The organism is Propylenella binzhouense (assembly GCF_009866965.1).
GTDB classification, from domain to species: domain Bacteria; phylum Pseudomonadota; class Alphaproteobacteria; order Rhizobiales; family Afifellaceae; genus Propylenella; species Propylenella binzhouense.
The window spans coordinates 1-25860 of record NZ_SPKJ01000006.1 but is presented as its reverse complement, the minus strand read 5'-3'; the positions used below and the strand labels follow the sequence as shown (position 1 = coordinate 25860).

The window sequence follows — 25860 nt, the reverse complement described above, 5'->3', positions numbered from 1 at the left end:
TTCTTCACCCGAGCCTCACCGCCACCCCGCCGATCGGATCAAGGATGCAGGCGACCTCGCGGTCGCCCGCGTCCAGGAAGAGCGGCGGGACGATGGAGCCCGCGATGAGCACGTCGCCCTTGCGCAGGCGCATGCCGAAGCCGGCGAGCGTTTCGGCGGCGCGGCGCACGATCGCGACGAGCGTGCCGGTATTCGCCTCGAGCTCGGTCGTCGACGCGATCTCGCTTCCGTTCCGCCCGACCCGTCCCGTCAGCCCCGCGAGATCCGCCCCGCTGCGCGCGACAGGCGGATCGGCAAGGACGACGTGGCGATGATAGATGTTGCCCGAAAGGATCGCCTCGACGTCGTCGGGCGGGCGGTCGAGATCGGCAAGCTCGATCGCGGGCCCGATTCCGGCGATCGCGGCGCGGGCGGCATCCTCGCCGGCCCCGCCCTCGAGATCCGCGCCCATGACGATTGCGATCTCCGGCTCGGCGACCGGCTTCGACCAGCCTCCGATCGATACGGCCGCCCCGGAGGGGACGAGGCTGCGGTCCGTCATGAAGCCGATGAGAGGACCCGCCAGAGCGAGCCTCTCGAGCGCGGCGGGCGCCCCGAACCCCGCCTTCCAGCCGATCGGGCGCTCGCCCGCGCGCATGCGCGTCTCCCGCGCCTCGAGCTGGGCGGCCATGCCGCGGGCGATGCGCGGATCGTCGAGGAGGACGGCCGCCACGGTCACCCGACTTTCGCGGCGTGATCGGCGCCGGCCGGCACCTCGTAGCCCGCCGTCTCGAGGGATCCCGCGCCGCTCCAGCCCCAGATGAGGAGGGAATCGACCTTCCCGGTGTTGCGGAAGCCGTGCCAATGGCCGCGGGGCGTGAAGACCACGTCGCCCGCCTTCGCCGGCTCCTCGCCGTCATCCGTGAAGATGATGCCGCTCCCCGTCATCACGAGGAGAAACTCGTCGCAGTGGAAGTGGCGGTGCTTCTCGTGGCTCGCGCCCGGCGGCATCAGGGTATGGCCGAAGACGAGCTTGTCCGAGCCCGCGCTCTTCTGGTCGATCAGGAAGCGGACCTGCATGTCGATCCAGCCGTCCTCGCGGGTGAGGCCCTCCACCAGCGGCACGTCCTCGACCCGGGTCCGATAGGGCTTCGGCGCACTCATTTCAGCATTCCTCCGAGACGGCGGTACACTTCGTAGACGGTCACGAAATCGCGGTGGTCGATGCCGAGGCCCCGGCAGGCGTTCAGCATCTCGTTGGCGGCCGCGCCGAGCGGCACCGGAACGCCGCTCTTCCGGCCGAGGTCGAGCGCGAGCAGCATGTCCTTCTGCTGGAGCGTGACGTCGGCGAGCGGCTTCTCGGGCATCCGGCCGTCGAGGATGAACGGCCCGCGATAGGCCATGACCGGCGAGGCGACGACGCTGTTCAGCATTGCCTCGACCGCGATCTCGCGCTCTACGCCGCCCTTCTCCGCAAGCGCGACGGCCTCGCAGAACGAGACCATCTCGACCACGAGGCACATGTTGAGCGCGACCTTCATGCGGACGGCGAGGCCGCGCTCGCCGATATAGAGCGCCTTCCGGCCGATCGCGAGGAGGACGGGCTCGACGCGGTCGAAGGCGGCCCTGTCGCCGCCGACCATCACCGAGGCGTTGCCCGCCTCGACGACGGGCGGGCTCCCCGACAGCGGCGCGTCGAGCATGGTGAGCCCCGCCGCCGCGAACTGGCCCGAAATGTCGAGGCTCGCCTCCGGCGCGATCGTGCTCATGTCGACGAAGATCCCGCCGGGCCGGAGGCCGGCCATGACGCCGTCCGGCCCGAGCGCCACCGCCCGCACGGCCGCGGCGTCGGTCACGATGGTGAAGACGACGTCGGAGGACTCGGCGACGGCGCGCGGGCTTTCCGCCCAGTTCAGCCCGGCCGCGATCAGCCCTTCGGCCTTCGCCCTGGTCCGGTTCCATCCGGTGACGGAATAGCCGGCGGCAAGCAGGCGGGGGACGATGCGGATCCCCATGTCGCCGAAGCCGATGAACCCGATCTTCACGCGCATCCTCCCCATGCCCCTTCCGTCCGCCTATAACACCCGCATCGCGCGCTGGCAAACGTTTGCCTGAGCGGTGGAGGGCTCGCCCGGCTTGACGCGCGGGCGCAGGCGGAGGCGGATCGGCGGATGAAGAAGAGGATCACGCTCAAGGACGTGGCCCGTGCCGCGAACGTGCACGTCTCGACGGCATCGCGCGCGCTCGACCCCAACACCTCCCACCCGATCCGGGACGAACTCGCCCTCCACATCCGCCGCGTGAGCGCCGAACTCGGCTACGAGCTGAACGCGGAGGCCTATTCCCTGCGCACGCGCCGGACCCGGCTCGTCGGCGTCGTGATCCCGGACATCACCGATCCCGTCTACCCGCTCATCCTGCGCGGGCTCGAGAACGCGCTGCTGCCGCGGCGCTTCGTCTCCATCGTGGCGAGCCTCGACGGCGACATGAGCCGGGAGGCGGACGTCACGGCCCTCATGCGGTCGCGGAACGTCGACGGGCTCATCCTCGGAAGCGTCGAGCGGGAGGATGTCGTCGCCACGAAGCTGCTCTCCCAGGGCGTTCCGCTCGTGACCGTCGGCCGCCGGGTCGAGAACGAGAGCGTGTCCTCGGTGACGAGCGACCATGTCGAAGGCATCCGGCAGGCGCTCGCGCATCTGAGGGCGCTCGGGCATCGCGCGATCGCCCATATCGCCGGGCCGCAGAAGCTCTCCACCGGCGCCGACCGCCTGAAGGCCTTCCGCGGCGCGAGCGCCGCGCTCGGCCTCGGCGTCTCGGAACGGGCGATCGTGGCGGCGGATGCCTACAGCATCGACGAGGGGCGGCGCTGCGCGCGCGAGCTCGTCGCCCGCGCGACCGGCACGACCGCGGTCGTCTGCGCCAACGACCGCCTCGCCGTCGGGGCGATCGCCGCGCTCCGCGAGCTCGGCCTCGAATGCCCGCGCGACCTCTCGGTGACGGGCTACAACGACATGCCGATGGTCGACCTGCTCTCGCCCGGCCTCACCACCGTCCACGTGCCGCTCGTCGAGATCGGCTCGGAATCCGCGCGCCTGCTCCTCGACCTCCTCGACCGGCCCGAGCCGGAGCGGGAGGCGCGGCACGTCGTCCTTCCGGCCTCGCTCGTCGTCCGCGGCTCGACCCGGCCGCCGCCGCCCTGACCTTTCCTCCCGGACCGCGCCTTCAGGACCGCGCCTTCATGACCGCGTTGACCGCGGCCCGGTTCGCGCGCACAGTGCAATCGTTTGCCGGAGAGCAGACCGGGGAGGAAAAGCATGCATCACATGAAATCGGCGATGATTGCCGCGGCGGGGCTCGCCCTGCTCGCGCCGCCAGCCTTTTCGCAGGGCGTCATCAAGATCGGCTCGTCGCTGCCGCTGACGGGCGGCTTCGCCGTCACCGGCGACAAGCACCGGCAGGGCTTCCAGCTCTGCGTCGACATGATCAACGACAAGGGCGGGCTTCTCGGCAAGAAGGTCGAGCTCGTCGTCAGCGACAACCGCTCCGACACGGAGACCGCGCTCAGCCAGTACGAGCGGCTCATCAATGTCGACAAGGTCGACGTGCTGTTCGGGACCTTCTCCTCGAAGCTCACCTTCCCGACCTCGGCCGTCGCGCACAAATACGGCATGGTCTACCCGGTCCCGTCGGGCGGCGCGCTGCGGATCTGGACGCAGGGCTTCGACAACATGTTCTACTTCCAGCAGAACGCGGCCGAGCTCTTCGGCGACGCGCCGGTGAAGCTGATCCAGGAGCGGGTTCCCGAGGGCGAGCGGCCGAAGACGGTGGCGATCGTCCATTCCGACGACTTCTTCGCGAACGCCATCGCCGCCGGCCTGCTCGGCCGCAAGGTGGAGAATCCGGGCGGCGGCGTAGTGGCGGATCTCGCGCCGGGCTACCTCAAGGAGGCCGGGCTGGAGGTGGTCATGGAAGAGCGCTGGCCCGAGGAGGGCTTCTCCGACTGGCTGAACCTCGCCAATTCCATCAAGCGGGCCGACGCCGATCTGGTGATCGGGCTGACGGCATCCGCCGAGGAGGCGGTCCAGCTCACGCGGGCGCTGCAGACGGTCAGGGCCGAGCCGAAGATGCTCTATCTCAGCCAGGGCACGCAGAACGAGTACAAGGAGGGGCTCGGCAAGGCCGCCAACGGGGTCATCGTGCACACCTCCTGGCATGCCGATGCGCCCTGGGAGGGCGCGATCGCCGGCGAGAAGATCACGAACCAGGCCTTCCAGCAGGCGTTCAAGGCGAAGTTCGGCAGCGACGCCGACGAGGATTCGGCGATCCCCTTCGCCGTCTGCGAGGGCGTCGAGCAGGCGATCCGCGGCGCCGGGACCACCGACAACGCCAAGCTGAAGGAATGGCTGCACGCCCGCACCAAGGAGGATCCGGTGCGCACGGTGCTCGGCCCGTTCTCCTGGGACGATCGCGGCCTGCCGGTCGACCGCACGGTGCTCCTCGCGCAATGGCAGGACGGCGCGCTGAAATTCGTCTATCCGACCGACGAGTTCGCGGGCGTGTCCGACCTCGTCTATCCGAAGCCGGCCTGGTGAGCCGGCGCAAGGGCCGCTGAGCGCGCCGCCTCTCCCGCGCGGGGAGGCGGCCGTTCGCGCGGGATGTCCGATGCCCCGGGGGAGCGCCAGCAGGCCGTACCGGGCCGCCATCCCGGCGGCGCCTTTGCAGACGGCGATGCCGGCGGGATCGCCGACGCGCTGGGTGCGGTCGCCCGGGCGCGCGGCATGTCTCGACGTACCGAGGAAACCGGCTTGACCCGGCACGCGCTCTACAAGGCTGAGCGGCGACGGGAAACCGGCGTCGCGACAGGCGCATCGAGAGAAGCCAGCACGAAGTCGGCGCGCTGCGCGGTCGCCGTTTTCGGCAACGCGATCACCTCATAGCCGAGGGCCGGGAACGCCGCCATCAGGCGATCATACTCCGCCACCGCTGCGTCGAAGTCATGCTTGCGATCCGCGTCCGTCACATAGATTTCCGGCCAAGGCGGGGCCATGAACATGCGGGAATGGTAACGATGCGTCATGCAGAGCGCGCGCAGGGCCGAATCGCCGGTCAGCGCCTCCAACGCGGACGCTGCGTCCACCAGACCACGATCGAAGAACACCCAGCCTTCATGGCGCGCGGCGGTCGTCCGGTCAGCCAGCGCCATGTCGATGGCGCGGCGCAGGAACGCCGCCAGATCGACCCAAGGCAGCGCGCTGCCGCCGGAGGCCAGTTCCTCGCTGATAATGCGACGGCCAGGTTCCTCGACGACCGTGTGGCCGCGCGCGCTCAACTCGGCCAACAGGGTCGATTTCCCGCCGCCTGAGCAGCCCGAAATCACGACAAGACCATTCTTCAAGAAGCATCATCCTGTCGTGGAACATCGGCGGCCGCGAGGCAGAAATAGGCGAAACGCCGGAACCGTCAGAACTGGCCCTCTCTGCTCCCGTTGCGCTGACGCCCGATCATGACCTCTCGGGGTTTGATTGCGGCGAACCGGTGCGGGAACCCGGCGCATCAGGGCCGAGAGCTTCGGTCCCGGTGCAGGCGGATTGTCGACCGCATGCAGACGGCGATTTACCACATCGCTCTGCAGCGTGCGGTGATCGGCGGCAACAGCGCGCCATAGAGGGCAACCGGCCGCGAAGTGGCGGAGAGTTCGGGCGACAGTTCGAACTCTCCGGCAGGAGCGCGACTGCGCGACCGGCCGAAAGGCCGCCCCCGCGGAGGCGTTGAGCGAAGCGAAACTGCCGTGAGCGAGTTGATGGCGGGCCGCGACCGATAGTAATGAGCACTACGTTTACGCCATAGCACTATGACGTCGGCGAGATCTGCCTCCAGAGAGGTAGGCTTTGCGACTTATCAGGTCCGAGCCGATTAGGCCGAAACGGTGCCACCGTCGATCATAGTGAGCGCCTGCCGATTCAGCGTAGCTCTAAAGAGCGGCTCTTGAAGAGTCCGTTCGCCCACGCGCCGAGTCCAGCGTCAAGCTTTGTCCATGACAACCTAATCTTCTCCACCTCCGTTGCCATCTTCTATCCTGCATTGACCCCAAAAATCATTCCGACCACTGCCGTGGCGGCCATCGCAAGGGCACCCCAGACGGTCACCCGTGCGGCGCCCCGAACAATGCCGGCGCCGCCTGCGGACGCTCCCAACCCTCCCAGCACCGCCAGGCCGACAATGGTGGAAGCGGCGACCACCAGAGTGATTTGCGCCGGCGGAGACAAGAGCGCGACGATCAGAGGAACGACGGCGCCGACCGCGAAGGTCAGAGCGGACACGACCGCGGCCTGGATCGGATGCGCCGTCACGGTCTCGGATATGCCGAGTTCGTCGCGGGCGTGTGTGCCGAGGGCGTCCCGTTCGGTCAGCTGAACCGCCACCCTTTCGGCGAGATCACGATCAAGCCCGCGTCCGACATAGATCCGCGTGAGTTCTTCAAGTTCGGCTTCCGGCGTTTCCGCGAGTTCGCGGGTTTCGCGCGCGACATCGGCCTTCTCGGCGTCGGTCTGGGAACTGACCGACACATACTCGCCCGCCGCCATGGACATCGCGCCGGCCACAAGCCCCGCCAATCCGGCGATCAGCACCTCGGTCCGTCCAGACCCAGCCGCGGCAACGCCCACGACAAGGCTCGAGGTCGACACGAGGCCGTCATTGGCCCCAAGCACCGCGGCGCGAAGCCAGCCGATGCGGTGAACCATGTGGATTTCGGAATGCGAGAGCCGGCTCATGACACCGTTCCTTTCAAAATGGCGTCGCGAACAGGCATCTCGGCAATGCGTTCTGACACTGAGGCTTCGTGGGGTTCGATGCGCAGCGCGCGCAGCGCATTCAGGATGACGGCGACATCGATGGCCTCCTGAATGAGCGCTCCCTGCACGGGGGTCAGGTAACCCAACGCGGCGGCCACCATGCCGAGGACGGAGAGGCCGATACCTGCCACGACGCTTTCGACCGCGATGCGCCGGGAGCGCCGGGCAATCTCGATCCCCGGTCCGAGCCGGTCGATCCGGTCGACCAGCAGCACGACGTCGGCGGCTTCGGCCGAGGCAGCGGCGCCGCGGGCGCCCATGGCCACGCCCACGTCCGCCGCGGCGAGCGCGGGTGCGTCGTTCACGCCATCGCCGACCATCATCACGGGGCCGTTCTTCCGCTCGGTCAGGACGAGAAGAACCTTCTGATCGGGGGTTAGTCCGGCCCGGAGCCCGTCGAAGCCAAGACCTTCCGTCACGCGTTCGGCCACCTGGACCCGGTCGCCCGTCGCCAGAAGGATGCGCCCGATACCTTCGCGGCGAAGCCCGTCGAGCATGGCTGCGGCATCTTCTCGAAGGGGATCGGCCATGACGAGATGCCCTACCATATGACCGTCCACCGCGACGGCGACGAGGACCGACCCCGCCGCAAGGGCCGGATGGTCGCCCACTCTTCGCCCCACACGCTTCGCCACGAAGTCATCGCCGCCCACAATGACCTTGTGCCCGTCGACGCTTCCGACGACGCCTTCGCCCGGGACCTCGGCGACCTCCGAGGGCACGGACAACGAAAGACCCAGCGCTTTGGCCGCCACCACGATGGCCTGCGCGACGGGATGTTTCGACGCCTGCTCCAGCCCGGCAGCGAGGCGGAGGATATCCTGTTCGGCCATGCCGTCGTGGCTGTCGATCGCGACGATCTGCGGGCGCCCGTCGGTCAGCGTGCCGGTCTTGTCGAGGATCAGCGTGCGGATGCGCGCCATTGTTTCGAGCGGGCCGGCCCCCTTGATGAGGACGCCGAAATGCGCCGCCCGCGACAGGCCGGCCACCAGTGCGACCGGAACCGCCAGGATCAGCGGACAGGGGGTCGCCACGACCAATACGGCGACGGCCCTAATCGGATCGCCCGTGAACCACCAGGCGGCAAAGGCGATCGCGACGGTAACGGCCAGAAAGCCCAGCGACCAGCGGTCCGCCAGTCGCGACATCGGCGCCTTGGACCGCTGCGCCTCCTCGACCAGCCGGACGATTCCGGCATAGGTGCTTTCCTTCGCAGGGCGAGTGGCAGTCAGGTCGAAGGCCTCGCCCGCGTTGGTCGATCCGCTCATGGCGTCCGCCCCGCGTGACAGGCGCGCGGGCAGCGATTCACCCGTCAGGGCAGAGGTGTCGAGGTAGGCCGCATCCGACGCCAGCGTGCCGTCGACCGGCACCACGTCGCCCTGCCGGATCAGCAGCCGGTCGCCCGGCTCGATCTCATCGAGGGGCACGTCCTCGAGACCACCGTTCCGATGCCGGGTCGCGGTTCGAGGAACGCGCGACAAGAGGTCGCGCATCTCGCGCCGCGCACGGCCTTCGGCGAAACTCTCGAGAAAGGTGCCACCGGAATACATCACGGCGACGACGGCCGCCGCCAGCGTCTCGCCAAAGGCAAGAGCCGTAGACATGGACAAAGCCGCGACGATGTCGAGCCCGACCTCGCCCCGCCATAGGCTGCGCAGAATCTCGATCAGAAGAGCGGCCAGAACCGGAATAACACCGACGAACCAGGCGATGCCGGCCGCATCAGTCCTGCCGGCGAAGTAAGGGGCAAGTCCCGTCACGAGGCCTGCCAGTGCGACCAGCAAGAGGACGGTCTTCAAGCGGTCAGTACTTGTGTGTTCCATGCGGCTCAACTCCCCTCGGCCGAGGCGATCGCCGCTGGCTCTTCGGAAAACAGGCGTCCGACTCGCAGACCGCGGGTCCTTGCCTCAGCATCGCGCACCAGAAAGAGCGCGTCGAGCCGATGCTGCCGCGCGAGCTTCGTGCCTGCCTCGGCGCCGAGAACCATGAGCGCGGTCGCCCATGCATCGGCCTCCGCGCAGCTTCGCGCAACGACCGTGACGGAGGCGGGTGCGTCCACGAGTGGCGCTCCACGGCGCGGGTTCATCGTGTGCGACAGGCGCCGTCCCCGCACCTCGACCCAGTGACGATAGTCTCCGGAGGTCGCGACGGCGGCGCCCTCGAGGGTGAGGATCGAGTGCGGGGTGCGCCGATGGGGGTCGGGCGCCTCGACCGCGATCGTCCAGGGTTCACCGTCCGGCCTCAGTCCGAGCGCGCGCATCTCGCCGTCGATGCCGACCAGGCCGGAGTTGATCCCGAGCCCCATAAGCGTCTCGGCCAGACGGTCGACGCCGTAGCCCTTGGCAACTCCGTTCAGATCGAGCGTCATCGGGGCAAGCTTGCGCACCCGACCGGCCGCCTTGTCGAGTTCGAGCACATCATGTGCGGGCTCTCGCGGAGCAGTCATCGCGGCACGGATGCGCGCGGGCGACGCGGCCTCCGGACCAAAACCCCAGGCCCTCACCGCATCTCCCATGCCAATGTCGAAGGCTCCGCCCGACGCACGCCCGATCCCGAGCCCGAGGTGAAGAACGTCCATTAGCCGTGCGGGCACCGCCAACCATTTCCCAACCGGAGCCGTATTCAGAAGCATCAGGTCGCTGTCGGGTTTCCACGTGGACATCTGCCCGTCCACCTCGTCTACTGCTGCCTGAAGCGCGGCCTGGATCGGAGCCGGGTCGAGCTGCCCCACCGCATGGAACAGAGCCGACCATCGCGTGCCCATCGTGGGGCCATTCAGCACGTGGCGCGTAAAGTCAGTAGACATCTTCGACATACCGTCCTTCCGCCTTGAGCGCGACCGGCGTCAGCCCGATGGGCGCGAGTATGTCGGCGAGCGCGTCGGCGACTCCGGCCGCCATGTCGCGCCCACCGCAGACCATCACGCGGGCCCCATCCCCGATCAGCCGGGCAACGTCTGCGGCTTCGGCGCGGAGCGCGTCCTGCACGTAATGAGGTCGTGCCCCGCGCGAGACCGCGGTGACGAGCCGTGCGAGGCGACCTTCGTCCTGCCAGGCAGAGAGCTCCTCGCCATAGAGGAAGTCGCTGTCAGGATGACGCATGCCGAAAAACAGATGGACAGGACGCCGCGCCGTGTTCGCCCGGATGAAGCCCGCCAGCGGGCCGATGCCCGTCCCCGCTCCGACCAGGATCAGGGGCGTGCGGCCCCGGCCCGCATGGAAGTCGGAGTTGCGGCGGAGGAATGCGGAAACGCCATCGCCCGGTTCAAGCGCCATGAGTTGTCCGGAAGAAAGGCCACCGGGGTGCTTCTTCACCACGATCTCGACGAAACCGTCGCGGCTTTCCGAAGCGAGCGAATAGAAGCGGGGCACGGCAGAGCCTTCAGGCACGATGCCGAGCAAGTCGCCCGCCCGGAAGCGCCCGAAGCCGCGTCCCGTCAGTCGCCGCCACAGCGGAATCTTCGGCAGGGCGAAGCGCAGGATCGCGGTCGGCGCCTGCACCTCGGCCCCGTAATCACGGCGCGAGACCAGCGTCAGCGGATGCGCGGCAGGACGTACGGGCTGATGGGAGAGCTCGAGCGAAATCTCCATGGCTGTGCCGAGCATCCGGCCCCAGCGGGCGAAATCCTGCGGCGACTGCCGGTCCACGGTGTCGAAGGGGAGAAGCTTCTGCCAGCCTTTCGCCTCCGCCACGGCCGACACCGCCTTCGCGAAGGCGCAGAAGGCCGGGAAGCTCCGGTCGCCGAAGCCCAGCACGGCGAGGGGCGCGGCAGGCGGTGCGTCGAGTCGCGCCAAGCGGTCAAGAAAACCTTTGGCCGAAGCAGGCGCGTCGCCGTCGCCGTATGTGGCGGCCAGGACCAGGATTCGCTGTGCCTTTCCGTAGCAGGCCGGATCGAAGGCCGACATCGGAGCGGCGTGAACGCTCTGACCCGCCTCGGTCAGCGCCTGATGCAGCGTCGCTGCAAACCCCCAGGTGCTGCCGCCCTCACTGCCGACCAGAAGGATCGTCTCTGCACGGTTCGCTGTGACGTTGCCCTTGATCCTCGCCCGTCCCCGCTGCCCGGCGAGCCAGACCACGACACCCGTCCCGCCCATCACCGGCACGCCCAGCGCCATCAGTCCCAACACCAGGCTGAGTACGGACGCGCCCTGACCGGTGTGCAGCATGTAGATCGTTTCCGAGATACGCTGCCATGCCGTGAGATCGGCCCAGGCGAGCAGCGCGCCGGTCCCCTGATCGAGGTATCCGGTGCCCCGATCGGTCTTCAGTGTGAAGACGTCGCTCGCGTCGCCGGGATAGGGAAAGCTCAGCTCGCGCAGCTCGGCGACTGGCGTGGCGCCGAGCAGGTCCATGGCGCCGGTCGCCACGCTGGTCTTGTCGCTCACCTTAGCCGGAATTGCCGGCGCAGCGCTCCCATCGGGCAGAAGGTCGAAGGTGGAGGCCGTCATCCACAGCGCGGTGGCAGAGGACAGGACAAGACCCGCAACCGCGACGCGGGCAATCTCGACATGCAGCCGCCCCGAGAGCGGGCCGCGAAGCGGGGCAAACCAGCGCCGCCAGCCACCAGCCCGCCGTGCGACCAGAGCCGCGCCGGAGAGCGACAGGACAAGCATCGCGGCCGCGCCCGCTGCCATGGCGACGCGGCCACCGTCGCCGAGGAACAGGGACCGGTGCAGGTTGGTCAGCCAGCGTTCGGCCTGATTGGGATCAGCCGACGCGACCCCTTGCCCTGTTGCAGGGTCGATGACGGCGGCCCCCGGCGCGCCGTCGTTGAACCAGTAAGCGGTGATCCGGCCCGACGGCGCGCGCCGGATCTGTTCGACGCCCGGATAGACGGCCTGGATACGCGAGGCGAGGTCGGCCACTGTGAGCCTGGCCTCGGCTTGCGGAGAGCCGAGTCGTTCCGCCGCAGGAAAGACCGACAGCGTCGCCCCGCTGAGCGCCAGAACGGTGACGAGAGCCAGAGCCAGCAGACCCGGCCAACGATGGAGGGCGCGGATCATGACCGTGTCTCCTCACATGGCATAGGTGAAGCTGGCGATGTAGCGGCGCCCGCGCGCCGGCCTGCCCGCGCCATCGGTCGTCAACGGCACGGCGACCTCGTTCGGGCTGTCGCGCATGTTCTCGACGGCCGCGTCGATGTGCAGCGTGTAGCCGGCATCGAACAGCGCATCGGCCAGATCGAGCGTGATCTCGAGCGTCCGGCCCGCCCCGACGCTGGCGCCGGTGATGCCGTTGATCTGGGCCGGGTCACCACCGGTGGCACGGTACCAGTCGGGGAGGTGCTCGTAGTATTTCGACTTGCCGCCGGCCATCCAGAGACTGCCGGCATAGGCGCCTTGCGGATCGGTGACGTAAACGGCGAGGTAGGCGCCATCGCCACCGTAGTTGTTGAGCGTCGTGGTCAGCGTCACGGGCCGCGCCATGGCGAGCCCGGGAAGCGTCAGCGCCGTGGTCAACGCGAGTGCTGCGAGAACGGATTTCATGGGAATCATTCTTTCTTCGGAGATGGGACGTGCTTTCTTCGGAGATGGGACGTGACAGTCGGGTTCACTTCACCTGAATCTGCGGCGGCGCGCCGTTTCCGAAGAGCCCGTTCTGGGGCGGCGCGACGGTGCCGGCCGGCGCCGGATTGAGCGCGCCGCCAGATGCGTCGTCATCGTCGTCGTCTTCGCGATCGTCATCATCGTCATCATCGTCGTCGCCGTAGCGGGACGAGCGGCGGTCTTCGCGATCGTCGTCATCGTCATCATCATCGTCGCTGACGAAGATGAGTGGCAGCGCCTCCTGTCCGTCGTCGAAGAGCGCGGCGATTGGTTGGGGTTTCGCGTCATCCTGCGGGACGCGCATGGCGCTCCATGCGGGTACGCCGATGGCCACTGTCAGGGCCGTCGAAGCAACGAGAAGGGCGAGGGTCTTTTTCATGGTGTGGGTCTCCTTTGAACCAATGAGGCCAGTCTGGAGACGCCACCTGAGGGCTTCCTGACAGGGACGAGGTTTCCGCTTCAGCTTGGCGTCAGGAACGAACAGAACGCTTATTATGGCTTACGTCAGCGCCGCGATTTGACCGCGAGAGGCGAGAGGGAACTGGCCCTTGCTGCGTGACTGGCTCTTACGAAACGGCCGGCTGCAACAGCCGGCCGCCACGGTGGGCAGCGCGCATGAGGATTGCCCATATTGAAAATCGGGACCGGATCACGGCCCCGGCGTGGCCCCCGAAGTTGTCCCGACCATGCTCGCTTGGGCGGCCTGTCCGACGAGAACCGCGGCCGGATACAGGATTTCGGCATCGATGGTCTCGTGCCAGATCATTCTTTCGGCAAGCTGGACAATCTCGGGGCGGCCTTCCGAGTCCGCGACGGCGTACAGATCGACCAACGTGCCGATCCCGTTCGTTTTGGCGTCGAGAAGCTGGGGTAACTCCGCTTTCAGCCTTTCCAACCTCTCCGGAATCTCAGGGACGACGGAGGCGTTCCCGCCCCTGACGGCCTCCGAGAAGCTCAGGAATGGCAGGACGACACTTTCCTCCAATTCGACATGCGGCTCTAAAACGCTGACCGCTGCGCGGGCCGCGTTTCCGACTTCGCCTGCTTCGTCGGCGGTGCCCTTGAGTTGCGTGAGGAAGTCCTGATGGATCGCGCTCAGCGCGTATGGGGTGTCGAAGGACCCCGCCGAAGCTGTGGTGGCGAAAACGGACAGGACAGCGGTGACGATGAGTGTAGTGCGCATGATATTCTCCTTTCTGCTGATGCAACCAACATGGAGATGTCACCTGAGGGCTTCCTGACGAGGCAGCGGCTATCGCTTCAGCTTTCTGTAAGGAACCAAGAAAAAGCCCCACCAACGGGGCAGGGCTCAGTCCGGGCTGCGGAACAAACAGCGCTGGAGGAAAAGATCAGGCGATGTCGCCGCGATCCGGGGCGCGCTTGTCGCCGGTAACCATGGCGCGAGCGAGGTTTTCGTGATGGCGGAATGAGGCAAGCACCACGCCCCCCACGTGCAGCGCCACGAGGAGGAGCATCAGGTTGGCGAATGTCTCGTGCACCTCCTTCAACGGACTTTCTACTTCGCCATATTCACCTTCGTTGCCATCGTCATCGGCTTGGGCCGGAGCAACGATCTGTGGCAGATCGGGCAGCATCGCGACACGGCTCGGCTCTTCCATCAACCAGCCGGTAAGGACTGTGCCGGATAGGGTGAGCAGAAGTGCCACGATCATTGTCGCGCCTGCGGGGTTATGGCCGAGATAGCGGCGCTCCCGCCCCCTCGCCATGTCGCCAAGATAGGCCAGAGTGGTGGCCGGGCCGCGCAGGAATTGCGCGAAGCGCGCATAGCGGCTGCCGACAAGGCCCCAGATCAACCGGAAGGCGATGAGGCCCGCAACCGCGTAGCCGGCGATTTCATGGGCCGGCTGCAGCTCGTCCGCAGTCAGCCACGCGATCGTGAAGGCGACGACGAGGCCCCAGTGGAAGATGCGGATGAGTGGATCCCAGACCCGAACCTTGCCGCTTGCATCGCCGCCTTGCGGCGCGGCCTGCTCGACAACCGTATCAGTCATTGCTCTGTTCCTCCCGATTGCGGCGCGGGCGGCCGCGGTCGTCCTCGTATTCGATCTCGATCACCTGAAGCGTCGCGGGGTGAACCGTCACCTCGATCCGGCGCCCCTCTGCATCGTTGCCGTCGATCTCATAGCACCCGTCGTCGATCTTGATCCGCCGTACGGTCCAGCCTTTCTGTTCGGCCAGCCGGGCCACGGCCTCGCGCGGCTGCCAGTTGGCCATGGGAGCGAAACAGCCGTCGTCAGCGAACGCGGTCCCCGCCGGGAGCAACGCGAGAAAGCCCAGAATTGTCAGTGTCTTCTTCATGGGCAAACTCCATCGTGCAGCCAACTCGGCAGAACCATGCGCGACCAAGCTGACGGGATCCTGAAGCGTTGGACCCGAGACCGTCAGCTTTGCGTCAGCCTGAGCGGACAAGGGGTGTCACGAAGACGAAGGGAAACGGAAAGCCATGCGCATCCTGCTGATCGAGGACGACTCTGTTCTGGGCGCCGCCGTGCGCGACCAGATCGCCGGGGACGGCCAGTCCGTGGACTGGGCCACCCGCCTCGATGCGGCGGGTGATGCGATGACGGGGACGGCCTACGATCTGGTCCTGCTCGATCTCATGCTGCCGGACGGCCGGGGGATCGGGTTCCTTAAGGCGCTACGCGCCCGAGGCGACGTGACGCCGGTGATCATCCTGACCGCGCTCGACCAGGTTTCCGACCGTATTGAGGGACTGAACGCCGGCGCCGACGACTACCTCGTGAAGCCGTTCGATCTCGCCGAGTTGTCGGCGCGGATCGGCTCGGTCGCACGGCGCTACACGGGCAATCCGAACCCGATCATCACACACGGCGCGCTCGACATCGATCTCGCGTCCCGCAGCATCCGTCGGGACGGCAAGCCTGTCCAACTGACCGCCCGCGAATGGGCGCTGTTCGAAGCATTTCTCGCGCGCCCCGGTCAACTTCTGTCCAAGGCGCAACTCGAGGAAAAGCTCTACGCCTTTGACGCAGAGGTGGAGAGCAACACCATCGAGGTCCATGTCAGCCGGCTGCGCAAGAAGCTCGGATCGGGAGTGATCGAGACCGAACGCGGTCTTGGCTATCGGTTGGGCTCCTCATGAGAACGCCGCACAGCCTTCAGGCCCGGCTTGGGCTGTCCATCGGGATTCTGCTGACGCTTTTGTGGATAGGTGCTGCCTCCATGACGGCCGTGATCCTTCGGCACGAAATGGACGAGGTCTTTGACTCCGCGCTTCAGGAAACCGCGCAGCGCCTCTTGCCGCTTGCCGTCGTGGATATCGTTGGACGCGAGGAAGATGGCGTTACCCAGCGGCTCGGGACAATCCGCGAACACGACGAGTTCTTCACCTACGTTGTCAGAGACGCGGACGGGCGAATCCTGCTGCAATCGCACGCGGCGGCCCCCAAAATCTTCCCGACCTATGATGGACCGGGCTTTCGCCAGACCGCGACCCACAGGCTCTACAACGATGAAGCGCTGCAGGGCAGCGTGCGGATCACCGTAGCCGAGCCCCTGGAGCACCGCGCAGCGGTCGCGCGAGAAATCCAGATGGGCCTTGGACTGCCAATCCTCGTCGTCATCCCGGCCGCATTCATCGTGATCGTCTTCGCGGTTCGGGCAAGCATCGCGCCTCTGCGGCGTTTCCGCGAAAGGCTCAAGGCCCGCAACGAACGGGACCTATCGCCTGTGCCATCCGATGGTCTCCCGTCGGAAATCGCCCCGGTGGCGACGACGCTCAATGCTCTCCTCGACCACCTCAAAGCGGCGTTTGATGCCGAGCGCAGCTTCGCTGCCAACGCCGCCCACGAACTGCGAAACCCTCTGGCGGCTGCCATCGCACAGGCGCAGCGCCTCCAGACGGAAACCGGCGATCCCGCGGCCAAGAAACGAGCCGCCGACATCGAGGCGACGCTCAAGCGGCTGACGCGCCGCGCCGAGCGTCTGATGCAGCTGGCCAGGGCCGAGGGAGCACGGCTGCGCCTGGATCGGATGTCGGATCTGCGTGACGTGATGCGTATTGTCGTGGAGGACATCAAGAGAAACGCGACGGTTGATCGCATCGCTCTAAAACTTCCTGATCAACCAGTGGTCTCGGACATCGACCCGGACGCTGTAGGAATCCTATGCCGCAATCTCATCGAAAACGCCCTGCGCCATGGCAGCGCCACCTCTCCCGTCGAGGTGACGCTCGCGACGGACGGGGAACTGATCGTCGCAAACGAAGGGCCGATCGTGCCGCCTGAGACGTTATCCCGCCTGACCGACCGCTTCGAACGCGCCGGCGCACATTCCGACGGCAGCGGGTTAGGCCTGACGATTGTCGCCACCATCGCTGATCGCATCGGAAGTCCGCTGGTACTAAGATCCCCGCGTTCAGGCCAGGAGTCGGGCTTTGAGGCGAGTGTCAGGATCCCGACTTTCGGGTCGAGGATTTTCGTAGGCTCGGGCGACGTCTGTGACGGCTGCGGATCGGGGTGAAACACCCCGCCGCGCGGGTCATCGCCTTACATCAGCAGGTTGTTCAGATGCTAAAAGCGCTCTGCATTCGGCGCCATCTGGAGGGAGACTGCCCGCGAAACGCAGCGCGAATATCTCTCGGTCAAGGTGGACGCTTCACCTAAGGCTTTCTTGGTGTACCCGAAGGCAATGTGAGTGGCCGGGGGAATGCTCCTCGGGACTCACCGTGCACAGGTCGCGACCGACCATCTGGATCATGGTGGCCTTGTAGGAGCTTGGCCGCAGCAGCACGGCACAGCAGGTCGGCGGATGGTTCCAGCCTTCGGTCGGCACCGCCACGTTGACGACCACCTGCACGATGCTGTCGACATAGGCGGCGAGACGTGCTCGCCCATCGGAAGGACAAGATGGGTCTGTTCGTCCGCACCATCGGTCGCAAGTGCGCCGAGGCCAAGATCATGCTTCGCCAATCTCGCCTACAATATGAATCGCGTGCAGGTCGCGGATGTTAAGGAAGCGCCTGGTGGACCAGATGCTCGATTTGTCTCACGCCACGGCGCTTGAGATCGACGCGAACACACGCGCGGACCTTCGTGCGATTGCTTCCGATGTAGCAGCCGATTTGACGCCCCTCGCAGTTTCCCGCGGCCGCTCGAACATGTTCAAGGATGCCGGTGCAACCGAAGTGCACGGAGACGCGGATGCGATTGGCCGAGCCCTCAGGAACGTCGTCGAGAACGCCGTGTCCCATACCCCGCCGCGGACAGTGGTTGAGGTTGTCGCAGGACCGGACCGGCAATGCTCGGTACGCGATCACGGCCCAGGCATTCCGGCCGCTCAACGTAGAGCCGTGCTGGAGCGCTTCTACCGGCTGGACAAGAGCCGCACCGAGGGGGCGGGCCTTGGCCTAGCCATCGCCTCGACCATCATGGAATTGCATGGGGGTGAGATTCGCCTTGAGGATGCGCCGGGCGGCGGCGCGCTCGTCCGTCTCATTTTTCCTGACGCGAGCCGGCCTTGAACGATAGGTCATCTGCGATTCTCCGATACGGTGGAGCGTGGTATGGCCTCCCCCTGACATCAGGCACCATCCTGCCGGTACTGCTGCAACGTGGCGGTTGCATCTCCTTTGCGTTCCACCTCGAACATCTGCCTTCCCTTTGCGGCCCACAGTTCCCGTGCATGTTCGCCCTGATTGCTTTTGAGCTTGTCGACCATCCAGAGCAGCGCGCCGTAAATCATGGACCGATCATCGCCGGTCAGGTCCACAATCCCGGCCTTGACGACGAGGCCGCCGAGTTCGATCAGATGCCGCGTGCGCTTGCGGCGCTCGACCTGCCATGTGCGCATGTCACGTCGCGCCCGTGCCACCTGATGCCGGTTGCGCGCCGCCCGGTTGCGCCGGAGCGCCGCCGCCGTTGCGGTCAGGTGCCGATGCAGTTCGCCGCGACCGGCCTCGAAAGAACGCGGCCCCGCGCTTCGCCCATGCCTCCCTCTTTCCGGCATCCTTGGTTTCGGCCAGCACGATCAGCGCGCCCGCCAGTTCGTCGGCGGTGAGCGCGTCGGCTCCGGTCGAGATGACCAGCTCGCCAAGCTGCTGCACCTTGCGATTCTTCAGGTCTTGCGCCTTGTCCTCCAGCGCCTTCAGTTCCGCGTCGTAGTCCCGTGGCCTGCGCATCATGTCCTCCATAAGCTGTCGATGGAGCGATGATAGTTTCGCACTGGCCGGAATGCTTCTGTGTTACCGGGACGGTCTGGAACGGCGCGGATCATCCCGAGAAATTCATTTCGAGGGCGCGCTTATACGTCGTTCCGACGTGCGCTTGAGGGCAGTATCTGGTAGGTCGCCATGGCGATCTACCATTTCTCCGTTCAGGTCATCGGACGCGCGGCGGGCCGCAGCGCGGTCGCTGCCGCCGCCTATCGCTCGGCCTCGCGGCTGCGCGATGACCGGCTGGACCGTGACCACGATTTCTCCAACAAGCCGGGCGTCGTCCATTCCGAGGTCATGTTGCCGGAGAACGCGCCGGAGGCATGGTCCGACCGCGAGCGGCTATGGAATGATGTCGAGGCGTTCGAGAAGAGGAAGGACGCCCAGCTTTGCCGCGAGGTGGAGTTCGCCCTTCCGCGCGAGATGACACAGGCCCAGGGCATCGAACTGGCCCACGACTTCGTGCAGTCCGAGTTTGTGGATCGGGGCATGATTGCCGACCTCAATGTGCATTGGGATGTGGGCGCGGACGGCCAGCCCAAGCCCCACGCCCATGTCATGCTCACCATGCGCTCGGTGGACGAAAACGGTTTTGGCCCGAAGGTGCGGGACTGGAACCGCACGGAGCTGGTCGAGCGTTGGCGCGAACGCTGGGCCGATCACGTCAACGAGCGGCTGGCGGAACTCGACATAGACGCGCGGATCGACCACCGCAGCCTTGAGGTGCAGGGCATCGGGCTGGAGCCGCAAAGCCAGATCGGCGCGACCGCGCAGCGCATGGAAGCCGCCGGACTTGATGCCGACCGCGCCCAGGATCATCGCCGCATTGCCCGCGAGAACGGCGCGCGGATCATCGCCGATCCTTCCGCCGCGCTGGACGCGATCACGCACCAGCAATCGACCTTCACGCGGCGCGACATGGCGATGTTCGCGCACCGGCACAGCGACGGGATCGACCAGTTCAACGAAGTGATGGCCGCGATGCGCAACGCGCCCGATCTGGTCGAACTCGGCAAGGACGGACGCGGCGAAGATCGGTTCACCACCCGCGACATGATCGAGGCCGAACGGCACCTGCACCGCGCCGCCGAGATGATGGCCGAGCGGGAGCGCCATGAGGTGAATGACAGGAATCGCGAAACCGCGTTGGCGCGCGCGGAAGCGCGCGGCCTTGTCCTGTCCGGCGAGCAGGCTGACGCGCTGGCGCACGTCACGGACGGGCGCGGTCTGGGCGTCGTCGTCGGCTATGCCGGGACGGGGAAGAGCGCGATGCTCGGCGTGGCGCGCGAGGCTTGGGAGGCGGCGGGCTACGAGGTCAGGGGCGTCGCCCTTTCCGGCATCGCCGCGCAAAATCTCGAAGGCGGATCGGGCATAACGTCCCGCACCATCGCCAGCATGGAACATGGTTGGGCGCAGGGCCGCGATGTGCTTACCGCGCGCGATGTGCTTGTCATCGACGAGGCGGGCATGGTCGGCACGCGGCAGTTGGAGCGCGTGCTATCCCATGCCGCCGAGGCCGGGGCCAAGGTGGTGCTGGTCGGCGATCCGCAGCAGTTGCAGTCCATCGAGGCGGGCGCGGCGTTCCGTTCGATCCACGAGCGCCACGGCGGGGCGGAGATCGGCGAGGTGCGCCGCCAGCGGGAAGGTTGGCAACGCGACGCGACGCGCGATCTGGCGACCGGCAAAACCGGCAATGCGATCCATGCCTACGAGACACATGGCATGGTGCATGAGGCCGCATCACGCGAGCAGGCGCGCGGCGAGTTGATCGACCGTTGGGATCGCGAGCGGCAGGTGAACCCCGACGCAACCCGCATCATCCTGACCCACACCAATGCGGAGGTGCGCGCGCTCAATGAGGCCGCCCGCCAGAAAATGCGTGACGCAGGTGAACTTGGCGCGGACGTGCTTGTCGCTGCCGAACGCGGCGCCCGGAATTTCGCACCCGGCGACCGCGTGATGTTCCTGCAAAACGAGCGCGGCCTTGGCGTGAAGAACGGCACGCTCGGCACCATCGAGCAGGTCGGCGCCCAGAGCATGACCGTCCGCACCGATGACGGCCGCGATGTCGCGTTCGACCTGAAGGACTACAACAAGATCGACCACGGCTATGCCGCGACGATCCACAAGGCGCAGGGCATGACCGTGGACCGCGCCCATGTGTTGGCGACCCCGGGCATGGACGCCCACGGCAGCTATGTCGCCCTGTCGCGGCACCGGGACGGCATGGACCTGCATTACGGCCATGACGACTTCGCCAATCGGGACCGGCTTGTCGGCGCAATGTCGCGCGAGCGCGCCAAGGACATGGCGACCGACTTTGAACCCGCCCGCGACTACGCCGAACGGCGCGGGATCACCTTCCGCGAGCGCGTGGAACGGGTTGTCGAGATCGTCCGCCAAGTTCCCGAAAAGGTGCGCGGCATCTTCGACGGGCTGCGCCTGCCCGCCGAGGGCGGACAGGGGCCGGAAAGGAAGGTGGAGGAAGACCCGGAGGCGGCGTTGCGCCGCGCCCGTGGCCGGGCGCTCGTCCGTCATGCGCGCGCCGTGGATGCGATCTTCGCGGCGCAGGAACAGGGCTACAAGGCCAGCCCCGATCAGATCAGGGAATTGCAGGAGGCGCGCCAGCGGTTCGAGGAGGTGCGCCCCTACGGCTCGCACGACGCCGAAGCCGCCTACAAGAAAAACCCGGAGCTTGCGGCGGAGGCAGCGTCCGGCGACGCCCGGCGCGCAATCCGCGCCCTGCAACTGGAAACCGAGTTGCGCACCGATCCCAGCCTGCGCGCCGACCGCTTCGTGGAACGCTGGCAAAATCTCCACAGGGCCAGCGACGAACGGTATGCGGCGGGCGACTATGCCGGTCACAGGGCCGCGCGGGCGGAGATGGGGAACATGGCCCACAGCCTCGAACGCGACCCGCAGATGGAATCCCTTCTGGCGGGCCGCAAGCGGGAACTCGGCATCTCATTCGATTCGGGGATGGGCATCGGTCGCGACCTCACCCTCACTTTCGGGCTTGGTCGGGGGCGGGGTCTCGGACTGTAGAACCATCCTATTTTCCGCCGTCTCTTCGCCACACTACTACGAAGCCCAAATATCTATTGCACAACAACAAATCGCTCCTCTGTCTGGTCTCTGCAATCGTCAGAAATAGCCAGCAGGAGGCAGCGCAGCCATGCTCGCATCAGACCGTATCGTCCGCCTGAACACCGTCCTCGCCCGGACCGGCCTATCCCGGTCCACCATCTATCGCAAGATCGCCGAGGGCACGTTCCCGCCCCAGATCAAGATCAGCGTCAACGGCGCGGGCTGGAAGGAATCCGACATTAACCGATGGGTCGCCAATCCCGTAGCCTGGCGGCCCGGAAGCGGGCGCGACCTCGATGGCGTCTGATCGCGGCGCGCGGTCCCGCTCCCGGCGCGTCAGGCCGCCCACGGCAACGGAGCAGCTTGAGACGCTGTTGGGCTATCCGTGGCCGTTCCCCGGCAGACCGCCCAAACATGACCTGTCCACCTGGACCGTCACCGACGACTGGCCCCATCCCGTTCCGGTCACAGAGGCCGAGATCGAGGTGTTCGAGCAATGGTTCGGAGACCTGTTCGATGACCTGTTCGGCCCCGAGGGCTGACACCTCGGAGATTTGAAATCGGCGTTGAAATCCGCCCTTCAATAGATTATATGTAGTCACATATGGCTACATATGGAGGACGCAACATGCTGACCATCAACCTCAGAGACGCCAAGGCTGGATTTTCCAGCCTTGTTGATGAGGCTGTCAAAGGAGAGATCGTGACCATCACCCGTCATGGCAAACCCGTCGCGGCTTTGGTTTCGGTCGAGGCGGCGGAGATCGCGCGCAAGGCGCTCGAACGCAAACGGGCGGGCCTTGTCAGCTATCTCAGGACGTTCCCAGGCGGAGAATTCACGCGCAACCGCAAGCCATCGCGAGATGTCGAGCTTTGAGCGGTTTTCTTCTCGACACCAACGTCGTCTCCATGCTGGCGCCGTCGAAGTCGGAAGCATCCGCTGACTTCCTCACCTGGCTGGATCGCATGGACGGCGACGGCCGGTTATTCCTGTCGGTTGTCTCCATTCATGAGATCGAGAAGGGAATCGCGCTCCTTGATCACAAGGGGGCAACGGCGAAGGCCGCGAGCCTGAAAGCATGGCTCAGTGGCCTTGTATCCACATACGATGACAAGATCATTGGCTTCGACGCGCAGGCCGCCGCAATCGGCGGGCGGCTGGAAGCGAAGGCGCTTGCGGCCGGTCACGACCCCGGCATGGCCGATGCCGTGATCGCCGGCATCGCCGCGGCGCATGAACTCATCGTTGTCACCCGCAACACGAAGCATTTCCTGCCATTCGGTGTCGCCGTGTTGTTGCCTGACGAGGCGGCTGCCGAAGGAGACCAGGCATGACCGCTTCCACAATCCCCCTGCGCGCCGCCCTCTACCTGCGCGTCTCGACGGCGCGACAGGCCGAGCATGATGTCTCGATCCCTGACCAGAAGCGCCAGGGCGAAGCCTATTGCGCCTCGCGCGGCTATCAGCTTGTCGAAACCTACGTGGAGCCGGGCGCTTCGGCGACCAACGACCGCCGGCCAGAGTTCCAGCGCATGATCGAGGCGGGCACGTCCAAGCCCGCGCCGTTCGACGTGGTGATCGTCCACTCGTTCAGCCGCTTCTTCCGCGACGCCTTTGATATGGAGTTCTACGTCAGGAAGCTGGCGAAGAACGGCGTCAAGCTGCTGTCGATCACGCAGGAGATCGGTGACGATCCGGTGCATCAGATGATGCGGCAGATCATGGCGCTGTTTGACGAATACCAGTCCAAGGAAAACGCCAAGCACGTCATGCGGGCCTTGAAGGAGAACGCCCGCCAAGGCTTCTGGAACGGCTCGCTTCCTCCTATCGGATACCGTGTCGTCGCGGCCGAGCAGCGCGGAGCCAAGACCAAGAAGAAGTTGGAAATCGACCCGCTCCACGCCGACACGGTGCGGCTGATCTATCGCCTGGCGCTGGAAGGCGACGGCACGACCGGCCAGATGGGCGTCAAGAACATCGTCTCCTATCTCAACAGCCGCCGCATCTTCACCCGCGACGGCGGGCGCTGGGGCATCGGGCAGGTTCATCGCATCCTGACGCGCCGCACCTATATGGGCGAGCATGAGTTCAACAAGCGCAGCAAGACCAAGGAGCTGAAACCCGTCAGCGAGATCGTGACGGTTCCGGTCCCGCCGATCATCGACCGCGAGACGTTCGACGCGGTGCAGGCATTGCTCAAGGCCCGCAACCCCAAGGTCATGCCATCCGCCGTCATTAGCGGCCCGACCATGCTGACCGGCCTGATCCACTGCGCCAAGTGCGGCGGGGCCATGACCATCCGCACCGGCAAGGGCGGGCGTTACCGCTACTATGCTTGCTCGATGAAAGCCCGGCAGGGTCCGACCGCCTGTGAGGGCATGGCCGTGCCTATGGACAAGTTGGACGATCTTGTCGCCAGCCATCTGGAAGATCAGCTTCTCCAGCCCGAGCGGCTGGAAACGATCCTCGCCAGCGTTCTCGACCGCAGGCAGGAACAATCCGAGCGCCGCCGCGAGCACATCGCGGAACTGAACAAGCGCGCCGTTGAATCGGAACTGCGCCTCAAGCGGCTCTATGACGCCATCGAGGCAGGCGTGGCCGACATCGACGACCCGGCGCTGAAAGACCGCATCGACGGCCTCAAGGCCATCAGGGACCAAGCGAAGGCCGACGCCGAGCGCGCCCAAGCCATGCTCGACAACTCTGGCGCCAAGGCCATTACCCCGCAGTTGGTCCGCACCTTCGCCAAGACCGCCCGCCAGCGCATCCGTCTCGAAGGCGGTGGTTACCGCCGCGACCACCTGCGCGCACTGGCGCAGCGGGTAGAGGTCGCGGACGGCGAGGTTCGTATTATGGGATCGAAGTCCCGGCTGCTACAGGCGCTTATCGGAAAAAACGGCGTAAACTCAGTGCCCACTCAGGGACTGAAGTGGCGGAGGGGGAGGGATTCGAACCCCCGGTACGGTTGCCCGCACAACGGTTTTCGAGACCGCCCCGATCGACCACTCCGGCACCCCTCCGCGTAAAGAGCGTGCGTGGCACGAGGCAGGCGCTATCTAAACGCTGCTCCGCGATCCGGCAAGGACCTCCGGCGCTACCGGGGTGCGGAGGGGCGAATTTCACCGCCGGCGTGAGAACGCCGCCGGACGCGCATGGCGTTAGCCGGCGTCGCGGCGGAGCGGATCCCGGCCGGGACATGGCCCCAGTCCGCTCTGCCGCCCACCGCGCCCTCCGGCAGAGCGCCTCCGGGCCGGGCGGAACTTGGGGCAAAGGGACGGCGCCCGCCGCGCGCCCGGACGCTTCGCCGCGCCGGCAGGCATTCCGCAACGCGGCCGGCTCACGGCTGCGGCGAAGCGACTTCGCGCGCGGATGCAGAAGTCCGACCCCGGTGCGCCGTTTCGCAATCCCACATTCTGAAAATGCCCACCCACCCCGATTGACACGACGAATTCCTTGGTCGAGTGTACAAGGAATATGAACAACCAAGCCGAAAGACAGGGAGGAAGGCGCCACGCCAATGTCCGCGAGGCGCTCCTCGAGGCGGCCGAGGCGCTGTTCGCGGAGAACGGCTTCAGCTCCGTCTCGGTGCGGGACATCGCGCGCGCGGCCGACGCCCATCTCGGCAGCGTCGCCTATCATTTCGGGACCAAGGCCGGGCTGCTGCGGGAGATCTACCGGCGCCATTGCGGGCCGATGAACGCCCGGCGGCTGGAGCTTCTCGGGGAGGCGCGGCGCATCCACGATCCGGTCGAACGCGTGCAGGCGATCGTCCGCGCCTATGTCGTGCCGGCCTTCTCCTCGCTCCGCGACCAGGCAGGCGGCGGCGCGCGCTTCACCCGGCTCCGGGCCGCGCTCTCGGCCGAGAACAATGCCGACGCCCGCGCCACCATCGCGGAGGCGTTCGACGCCACGAGCCACGCCTTCATCGACGCGCTCCACGAGGCGGCGCCGCATCTCAGCCGCGGCGACGTCGTCTGGCGCTCGCACTTCCTGCTCGGCAGCCTCTACTACACGCTCATCAATCCCGAGCGCGTGACCCGGCTCTCGCGCGGCGAGGCGGATGGCGGCGACGCCGACGCGGCGGTCGACGAGATCGTACGCGTCACCACGGAGGGGCTGCTCGGACGGGCGGCCGAAGGTCTCATGCCGGCGCCCGGCCCGCCGGCGCGGCAGGCTGCCGCGCCGGCCGGCGCGGCGGACG

At 66.7% G+C, this 25860-nt stretch carries 27 protein-coding genes, 1 tRNA gene and 1 pseudogene; 13 read left to right on the top strand and 16 right to left on the bottom strand.

What is annotated here, in order from left to right:
* Nucleotides 1-4: 4 nt before the first annotated feature.
* The 3 genes from E4O86_RS03430 to E4O86_RS03420 are packed head-to-tail and all read right to left on the bottom strand — an operon-like array spanning nucleotide 5 to nucleotide 2024.
* Entirely contained in the window at nucleotides 5-718 is a 714-nt protein-coding gene (locus tag E4O86_RS03430) for a fumarylacetoacetate hydrolase family protein (RefSeq protein WP_161139124.1), read from the bottom strand.
* Nucleotides 715-1143: a cupin domain-containing protein gene (locus E4O86_RS03425; protein ID WP_161139123.1), complete on the bottom strand. Its 429-nt coding sequence runs from the start codon at nucleotides 1141-1143 to the stop codon at nucleotides 715-717. The genes E4O86_RS03430 and E4O86_RS03425 overlap by 4 nt, the downstream gene beginning before the upstream one ends.
* Nucleotides 1140-2024: an NAD(P)-binding domain-containing protein gene (locus E4O86_RS03420; RefSeq protein WP_161139122.1), complete on the bottom strand. Its 885-nt coding sequence runs from the start codon at nucleotides 2022-2024 to the stop codon at nucleotides 1140-1142. Before E4O86_RS03420 ends, E4O86_RS03425 begins: the two co-directional genes overlap by 4 nt.
* Before the next feature lie 126 nt (nucleotides 2025-2150).
* Between E4O86_RS03420 and E4O86_RS03415 the strand changes: the two genes are divergently transcribed.
* The 3 genes from E4O86_RS03415 (at nucleotide 2151) to E4O86_RS23895 (ending at nucleotide 4916) form a co-directional block, all read left to right on the top strand.
* The gene (locus E4O86_RS03415) at nucleotides 2151-3179 is read left to right on the top strand and encodes a LacI family DNA-binding transcriptional regulator (RefSeq protein ID WP_161139121.1); all 1029 of its coding nucleotides are present in this window, start codon (nucleotides 2151-2153) and stop codon (nucleotides 3177-3179) included.
* A gap of 114 nt (nucleotides 3180-3293) precedes the next feature.
* Nucleotides 3294-4571 carry an amino acid ABC transporter substrate-binding protein gene (locus E4O86_RS03410; protein ID WP_161139120.1) on the top strand — a complete coding sequence of 426 codons (1278 nt, stop codon included), beginning with the start codon at nucleotides 3294-3296 and terminating at the stop codon, nucleotides 4569-4571.
* 63 nt (nucleotides 4572-4634) lie between these two features.
* The gene (locus E4O86_RS23895) at nucleotides 4635-4916 is read left to right on the top strand and encodes a helix-turn-helix domain-containing transcriptional regulator (protein WP_343039083.1); all 282 of its coding nucleotides are present in this window, start codon (nucleotides 4635-4637) and stop codon (nucleotides 4914-4916) included.
* On the opposite strand, the gene E4O86_RS03405 is transcribed toward E4O86_RS23895, so the two are convergent.
* The 10 genes from E4O86_RS03405 to E4O86_RS03360 form a co-directional block, all read right to left on the bottom strand.
* On the bottom strand, nucleotides 4802-5374 hold the full coding sequence (locus tag E4O86_RS03405) for an AAA family ATPase (RefSeq protein ID WP_161139119.1): 573 nt from the start codon (nucleotides 5372-5374) through the stop codon (nucleotides 4802-4804). The two genes, E4O86_RS23895 and E4O86_RS03405, sit on opposite strands and share 115 nt — an antisense overlap.
* Nucleotides 5375-6050: 676 nt before the next feature.
* Nucleotides 6051-6752 (bottom strand): VIT1/CCC1 transporter family protein, encoded by a 702-nt coding sequence (locus E4O86_RS03400; protein ID WP_161139118.1) that lies wholly within the window; start codon nucleotides 6750-6752, stop codon nucleotides 6051-6053.
* Nucleotides 6749-8656 (bottom strand): heavy metal translocating P-type ATPase, encoded by a 1908-nt coding sequence (locus E4O86_RS03395; RefSeq protein ID WP_161139117.1) that lies wholly within the window; start codon nucleotides 8654-8656, stop codon nucleotides 6749-6751. The genes E4O86_RS03400 and E4O86_RS03395 overlap by 4 nt, the downstream gene beginning before the upstream one ends.
* A 5-nt stretch (nucleotides 8657-8661) precedes the next feature.
* Nucleotides 8662-9648 (bottom strand): FAD:protein FMN transferase, encoded by a 987-nt coding sequence (locus E4O86_RS03390; RefSeq protein WP_161139116.1) that lies wholly within the window; start codon nucleotides 9646-9648, stop codon nucleotides 8662-8664.
* Entirely contained in the window at nucleotides 9629-11836 is a 2208-nt protein-coding gene (locus E4O86_RS03385) for a PepSY domain-containing protein (protein WP_161139115.1), read from the bottom strand. Before E4O86_RS03385 ends, E4O86_RS03390 begins: the two co-directional genes overlap by 20 nt.
* A 12-nt stretch (nucleotides 11837-11848) precedes the next feature.
* Nucleotides 11849-12319: a DUF2271 domain-containing protein gene (locus E4O86_RS03380; RefSeq protein ID WP_161139114.1), complete on the bottom strand. Its 471-nt coding sequence runs from the start codon at nucleotides 12317-12319 to the stop codon at nucleotides 11849-11851.
* Between the two features lie 64 nt (nucleotides 12320-12383).
* Nucleotides 12384-12758 carry a hypothetical protein gene (locus tag E4O86_RS03375; protein WP_161139113.1) on the bottom strand — a complete coding sequence of 125 codons (375 nt, stop codon included), beginning with the start codon at nucleotides 12756-12758 and terminating at the stop codon, nucleotides 12384-12386.
* 270 nt (nucleotides 12759-13028) lie between these two features.
* The gene (locus E4O86_RS03370; protein WP_161139112.1) at nucleotides 13029-13562 is read right to left on the bottom strand and encodes a hypothetical protein; all 534 of its coding nucleotides are present in this window, start codon (nucleotides 13560-13562) and stop codon (nucleotides 13029-13031) included.
* Nucleotides 13563-13728: 166 nt separating this feature from the next.
* Nucleotides 13729-14391, bottom strand: coding sequence for a cytochrome b/b6 domain-containing protein (locus E4O86_RS03365; protein WP_161139111.1), 663 nt, complete (start codon nucleotides 14389-14391; stop codon nucleotides 13729-13731).
* Nucleotides 14384-14698, bottom strand: a complete 315-nt coding sequence (locus E4O86_RS03360; RefSeq protein ID WP_161139110.1) for a PepSY domain-containing protein — start codon at nucleotides 14696-14698, stop codon at nucleotides 14384-14386. The genes E4O86_RS03365 and E4O86_RS03360 overlap by 8 nt, the downstream gene beginning before the upstream one ends.
* 145 nt (nucleotides 14699-14843) lie before the next feature.
* Here E4O86_RS03360 and E4O86_RS03355 point away from each other — a divergent pair, with 145 nt between their 5' ends.
* The 3 genes from E4O86_RS03355 (at nucleotide 14844) to E4O86_RS03345 (ending at nucleotide 17882) form a co-directional block, all read left to right on the top strand.
* Entirely contained in the window at nucleotides 14844-15503 is a 660-nt protein-coding gene (locus E4O86_RS03355; RefSeq protein WP_161139109.1) for a response regulator transcription factor, read from the top strand.
* Nucleotides 15500-16882 (top strand): ATP-binding protein, encoded by a 1383-nt coding sequence (locus E4O86_RS03350; RefSeq protein ID WP_161139108.1) that lies wholly within the window; start codon nucleotides 15500-15502, stop codon nucleotides 16880-16882. Before E4O86_RS03355 ends, E4O86_RS03350 begins: the two co-directional genes overlap by 4 nt.
* Before the next feature lie 511 nt (nucleotides 16883-17393).
* Nucleotides 17394-17882, top strand: a complete 489-nt coding sequence (locus E4O86_RS03345; protein WP_246206177.1) for a sensor histidine kinase — start codon at nucleotides 17394-17396, stop codon at nucleotides 17880-17882.
* Between the two features lie 59 nt (nucleotides 17883-17941).
* Here the strand turns inward: E4O86_RS03345 and E4O86_RS03340 are convergent, their stop codons facing one another.
* Both E4O86_RS03340 and E4O86_RS03335 read right to left on the bottom strand, forming a co-directional pair.
* Nucleotides 17942-18211 (bottom strand): conjugal transfer protein TraD, encoded by a 270-nt coding sequence (locus E4O86_RS03340; RefSeq protein WP_161139106.1) that lies wholly within the window; start codon nucleotides 18209-18211, stop codon nucleotides 17942-17944.
* A gap of 1 nt (nucleotide 18212) precedes the next feature.
* On the bottom strand, nucleotides 18213-18539 hold the full coding sequence (locus tag E4O86_RS03335; protein ID WP_205520676.1) for a conjugal transfer protein TraD: 327 nt from the start codon (nucleotides 18537-18539) through the stop codon (nucleotides 18213-18215).
* Nucleotides 18540-18710: 171 nt separating this feature from the next.
* Here E4O86_RS03335 and traA point away from each other — a divergent pair, with 171 nt between their 5' ends.
* The 6 genes and pseudogenes from traA to E4O86_RS03305 all read left to right on the top strand — a co-directional run.
* Nucleotides 18711-21617 (top strand): Ti-type conjugative transfer relaxase TraA, encoded by a 2907-nt coding sequence (traA, locus tag E4O86_RS03330; protein WP_161139104.1) that lies wholly within the window; start codon nucleotides 18711-18713, stop codon nucleotides 21615-21617.
* A 130-nt stretch (nucleotides 21618-21747) separates the two neighbouring features.
* The gene (locus tag E4O86_RS03325; protein WP_161139103.1) at nucleotides 21748-21966 is read left to right on the top strand and encodes a helix-turn-helix transcriptional regulator; all 219 of its coding nucleotides are present in this window, start codon (nucleotides 21748-21750) and stop codon (nucleotides 21964-21966) included.
* Nucleotides 21956-22201, top strand: coding sequence for a hypothetical protein (locus tag E4O86_RS03320; RefSeq protein ID WP_161139102.1), 246 nt, complete (start codon nucleotides 21956-21958; stop codon nucleotides 22199-22201). The genes E4O86_RS03325 and E4O86_RS03320 overlap by 11 nt, the downstream gene beginning before the upstream one ends.
* Before the next feature lie 86 nt (nucleotides 22202-22287).
* A complete protein-coding gene (locus E4O86_RS03315; protein ID WP_054308812.1) occupies nucleotides 22288-22536 on the top strand; it encodes a type II toxin-antitoxin system Phd/YefM family antitoxin in 249 nt (82 codons plus the stop codon).
* Complete coding sequence (locus E4O86_RS03310; protein ID WP_161139101.1) at nucleotides 22533-22994, top strand: type II toxin-antitoxin system VapC family toxin; 462 nt, start codon at nucleotides 22533-22535, stop codon at nucleotides 22992-22994. The genes E4O86_RS03315 and E4O86_RS03310 overlap by 4 nt, the downstream gene beginning before the upstream one ends.
* Nucleotides 22991-24619, top strand: a pseudogene (locus tag E4O86_RS03305) (recombinase family protein); the annotation flags it as partial. The gene E4O86_RS03310 and the pseudogene E4O86_RS03305, both read left to right, overlap by 4 nt.
* Here the strand turns inward: E4O86_RS03305 and E4O86_RS03300 are convergent.
* Nucleotides 24590-24679, bottom strand: a tRNA-Ser gene (locus tag E4O86_RS03300). The pseudogene E4O86_RS03305 and the gene E4O86_RS03300 sit on opposite strands and share 30 nt — an antisense overlap.
* A 454-nt stretch (nucleotides 24680-25133) precedes the next feature.
* On the opposite strand from E4O86_RS03300, the gene E4O86_RS03295 reads away from it, so the two are divergent.
* A partial coding sequence (locus tag E4O86_RS03295) for a TetR family transcriptional regulator (protein ID WP_161139100.1) occupies nucleotides 25134-25860 on the top strand: 727 nt, incomplete at its 3' end.

Excerpts from the sequence above, each read along its gene's own strand:
- E4O86_RS03365 (WP_161139111.1), bottom strand. The coding sequence starts at position 14,391 with ATGACTGATACGGTTGTCGAGCAGGCCGCGCCGCAAGGCGGCGATGCA.
- E4O86_RS03315 (WP_054308812.1), top strand. The coding sequence starts at position 22,288 with ATGCTGACCATCAACCTCAGAGACGCCAAGGCTGGATTTTCCAGCCTT.
- E4O86_RS03395 (WP_161139117.1), bottom strand. The coding sequence starts at position 8,656 with ATGGAACACACAAGTACTGACCGCTTGAAGACCGTCCTCTTGCTGGTC.
- E4O86_RS03390 (WP_161139116.1), bottom strand. The coding sequence starts at position 9,648 with ATGTCGAAGATGTCTACTGACTTTACGCGCCACGTGCTGAATGGCCCC.
- E4O86_RS03355 (WP_161139109.1), top strand. The coding sequence starts at position 14,844 with ATGCGCATCCTGCTGATCGAGGACGACTCTGTTCTGGGCGCCGCCGTG.
- E4O86_RS03325 (WP_161139103.1), top strand. The coding sequence starts at position 21,748 with ATGCTCGCATCAGACCGTATCGTCCGCCTGAACACCGTCCTCGCCCGG.
- E4O86_RS03410 (WP_161139120.1), top strand. The coding sequence starts at position 3,294 with ATGCATCACATGAAATCGGCGATGATTGCCGCGGCGGGGCTCGCCCTG.
- E4O86_RS03400 (WP_161139118.1), bottom strand. The coding sequence starts at position 6,752 with ATGAGCCGGCTCTCGCATTCCGAAATCCACATGGTTCACCGCATCGGC.
- E4O86_RS03335 (WP_205520676.1), bottom strand. The coding sequence starts at position 18,539 with ATGCGCAGGCCACGGGACTACGACGCGGAACTGAAGGCGCTGGAGGAC.
- E4O86_RS03350 (WP_161139108.1), top strand. The coding sequence starts at position 15,500 with ATGAGAACGCCGCACAGCCTTCAGGCCCGGCTTGGGCTGTCCATCGGG.
- E4O86_RS03340 (WP_161139106.1), bottom strand. The coding sequence starts at position 18,211 with ATGCGCACATGGCAGGTCGAGCGCCGCAAGCGCACGCGGCATCTGATC.
- E4O86_RS03385 (WP_161139115.1), bottom strand. The coding sequence starts at position 11,836 with ATGATCCGCGCCCTCCATCGTTGGCCGGGTCTGCTGGCTCTGGCTCTC.
- E4O86_RS03345 (WP_246206177.1), top strand. The coding sequence starts at position 17,394 with ATGCTCGATTTGTCTCACGCCACGGCGCTTGAGATCGACGCGAACACA.
- E4O86_RS03370 (WP_161139112.1), bottom strand. The coding sequence starts at position 13,562 with ATGCGCACTACACTCATCGTCACCGCTGTCCTGTCCGTTTTCGCCACC.
- E4O86_RS03415 (WP_161139121.1), top strand. The coding sequence starts at position 2,151 with ATGAAGAAGAGGATCACGCTCAAGGACGTGGCCCGTGCCGCGAACGTG.
- E4O86_RS03320 (WP_161139102.1), top strand. The coding sequence starts at position 21,956 with ATGGCGTCTGATCGCGGCGCGCGGTCCCGCTCCCGGCGCGTCAGGCCG.
- E4O86_RS03425 (WP_161139123.1), bottom strand. The coding sequence starts at position 1,143 with ATGAGTGCGCCGAAGCCCTATCGGACCCGGGTCGAGGACGTGCCGCTG.
- traA (WP_161139104.1), top strand. The coding sequence starts at position 18,711 with ATGGCGATCTACCATTTCTCCGTTCAGGTCATCGGACGCGCGGCGGGC.
- E4O86_RS23895 (WP_343039083.1), top strand. The coding sequence starts at position 4,635 with ATGTCCGATGCCCCGGGGGAGCGCCAGCAGGCCGTACCGGGCCGCCAT.
- E4O86_RS03380 (WP_161139114.1), bottom strand. The coding sequence starts at position 12,319 with ATGAAATCCGTTCTCGCAGCACTCGCGTTGACCACGGCGCTGACGCTT.
- E4O86_RS03360 (WP_161139110.1), bottom strand. The coding sequence starts at position 14,698 with ATGAAGAAGACACTGACAATTCTGGGCTTTCTCGCGTTGCTCCCGGCG.
- E4O86_RS03375 (WP_161139113.1), bottom strand. The coding sequence starts at position 12,758 with ATGAAAAAGACCCTCGCCCTTCTCGTTGCTTCGACGGCCCTGACAGTG.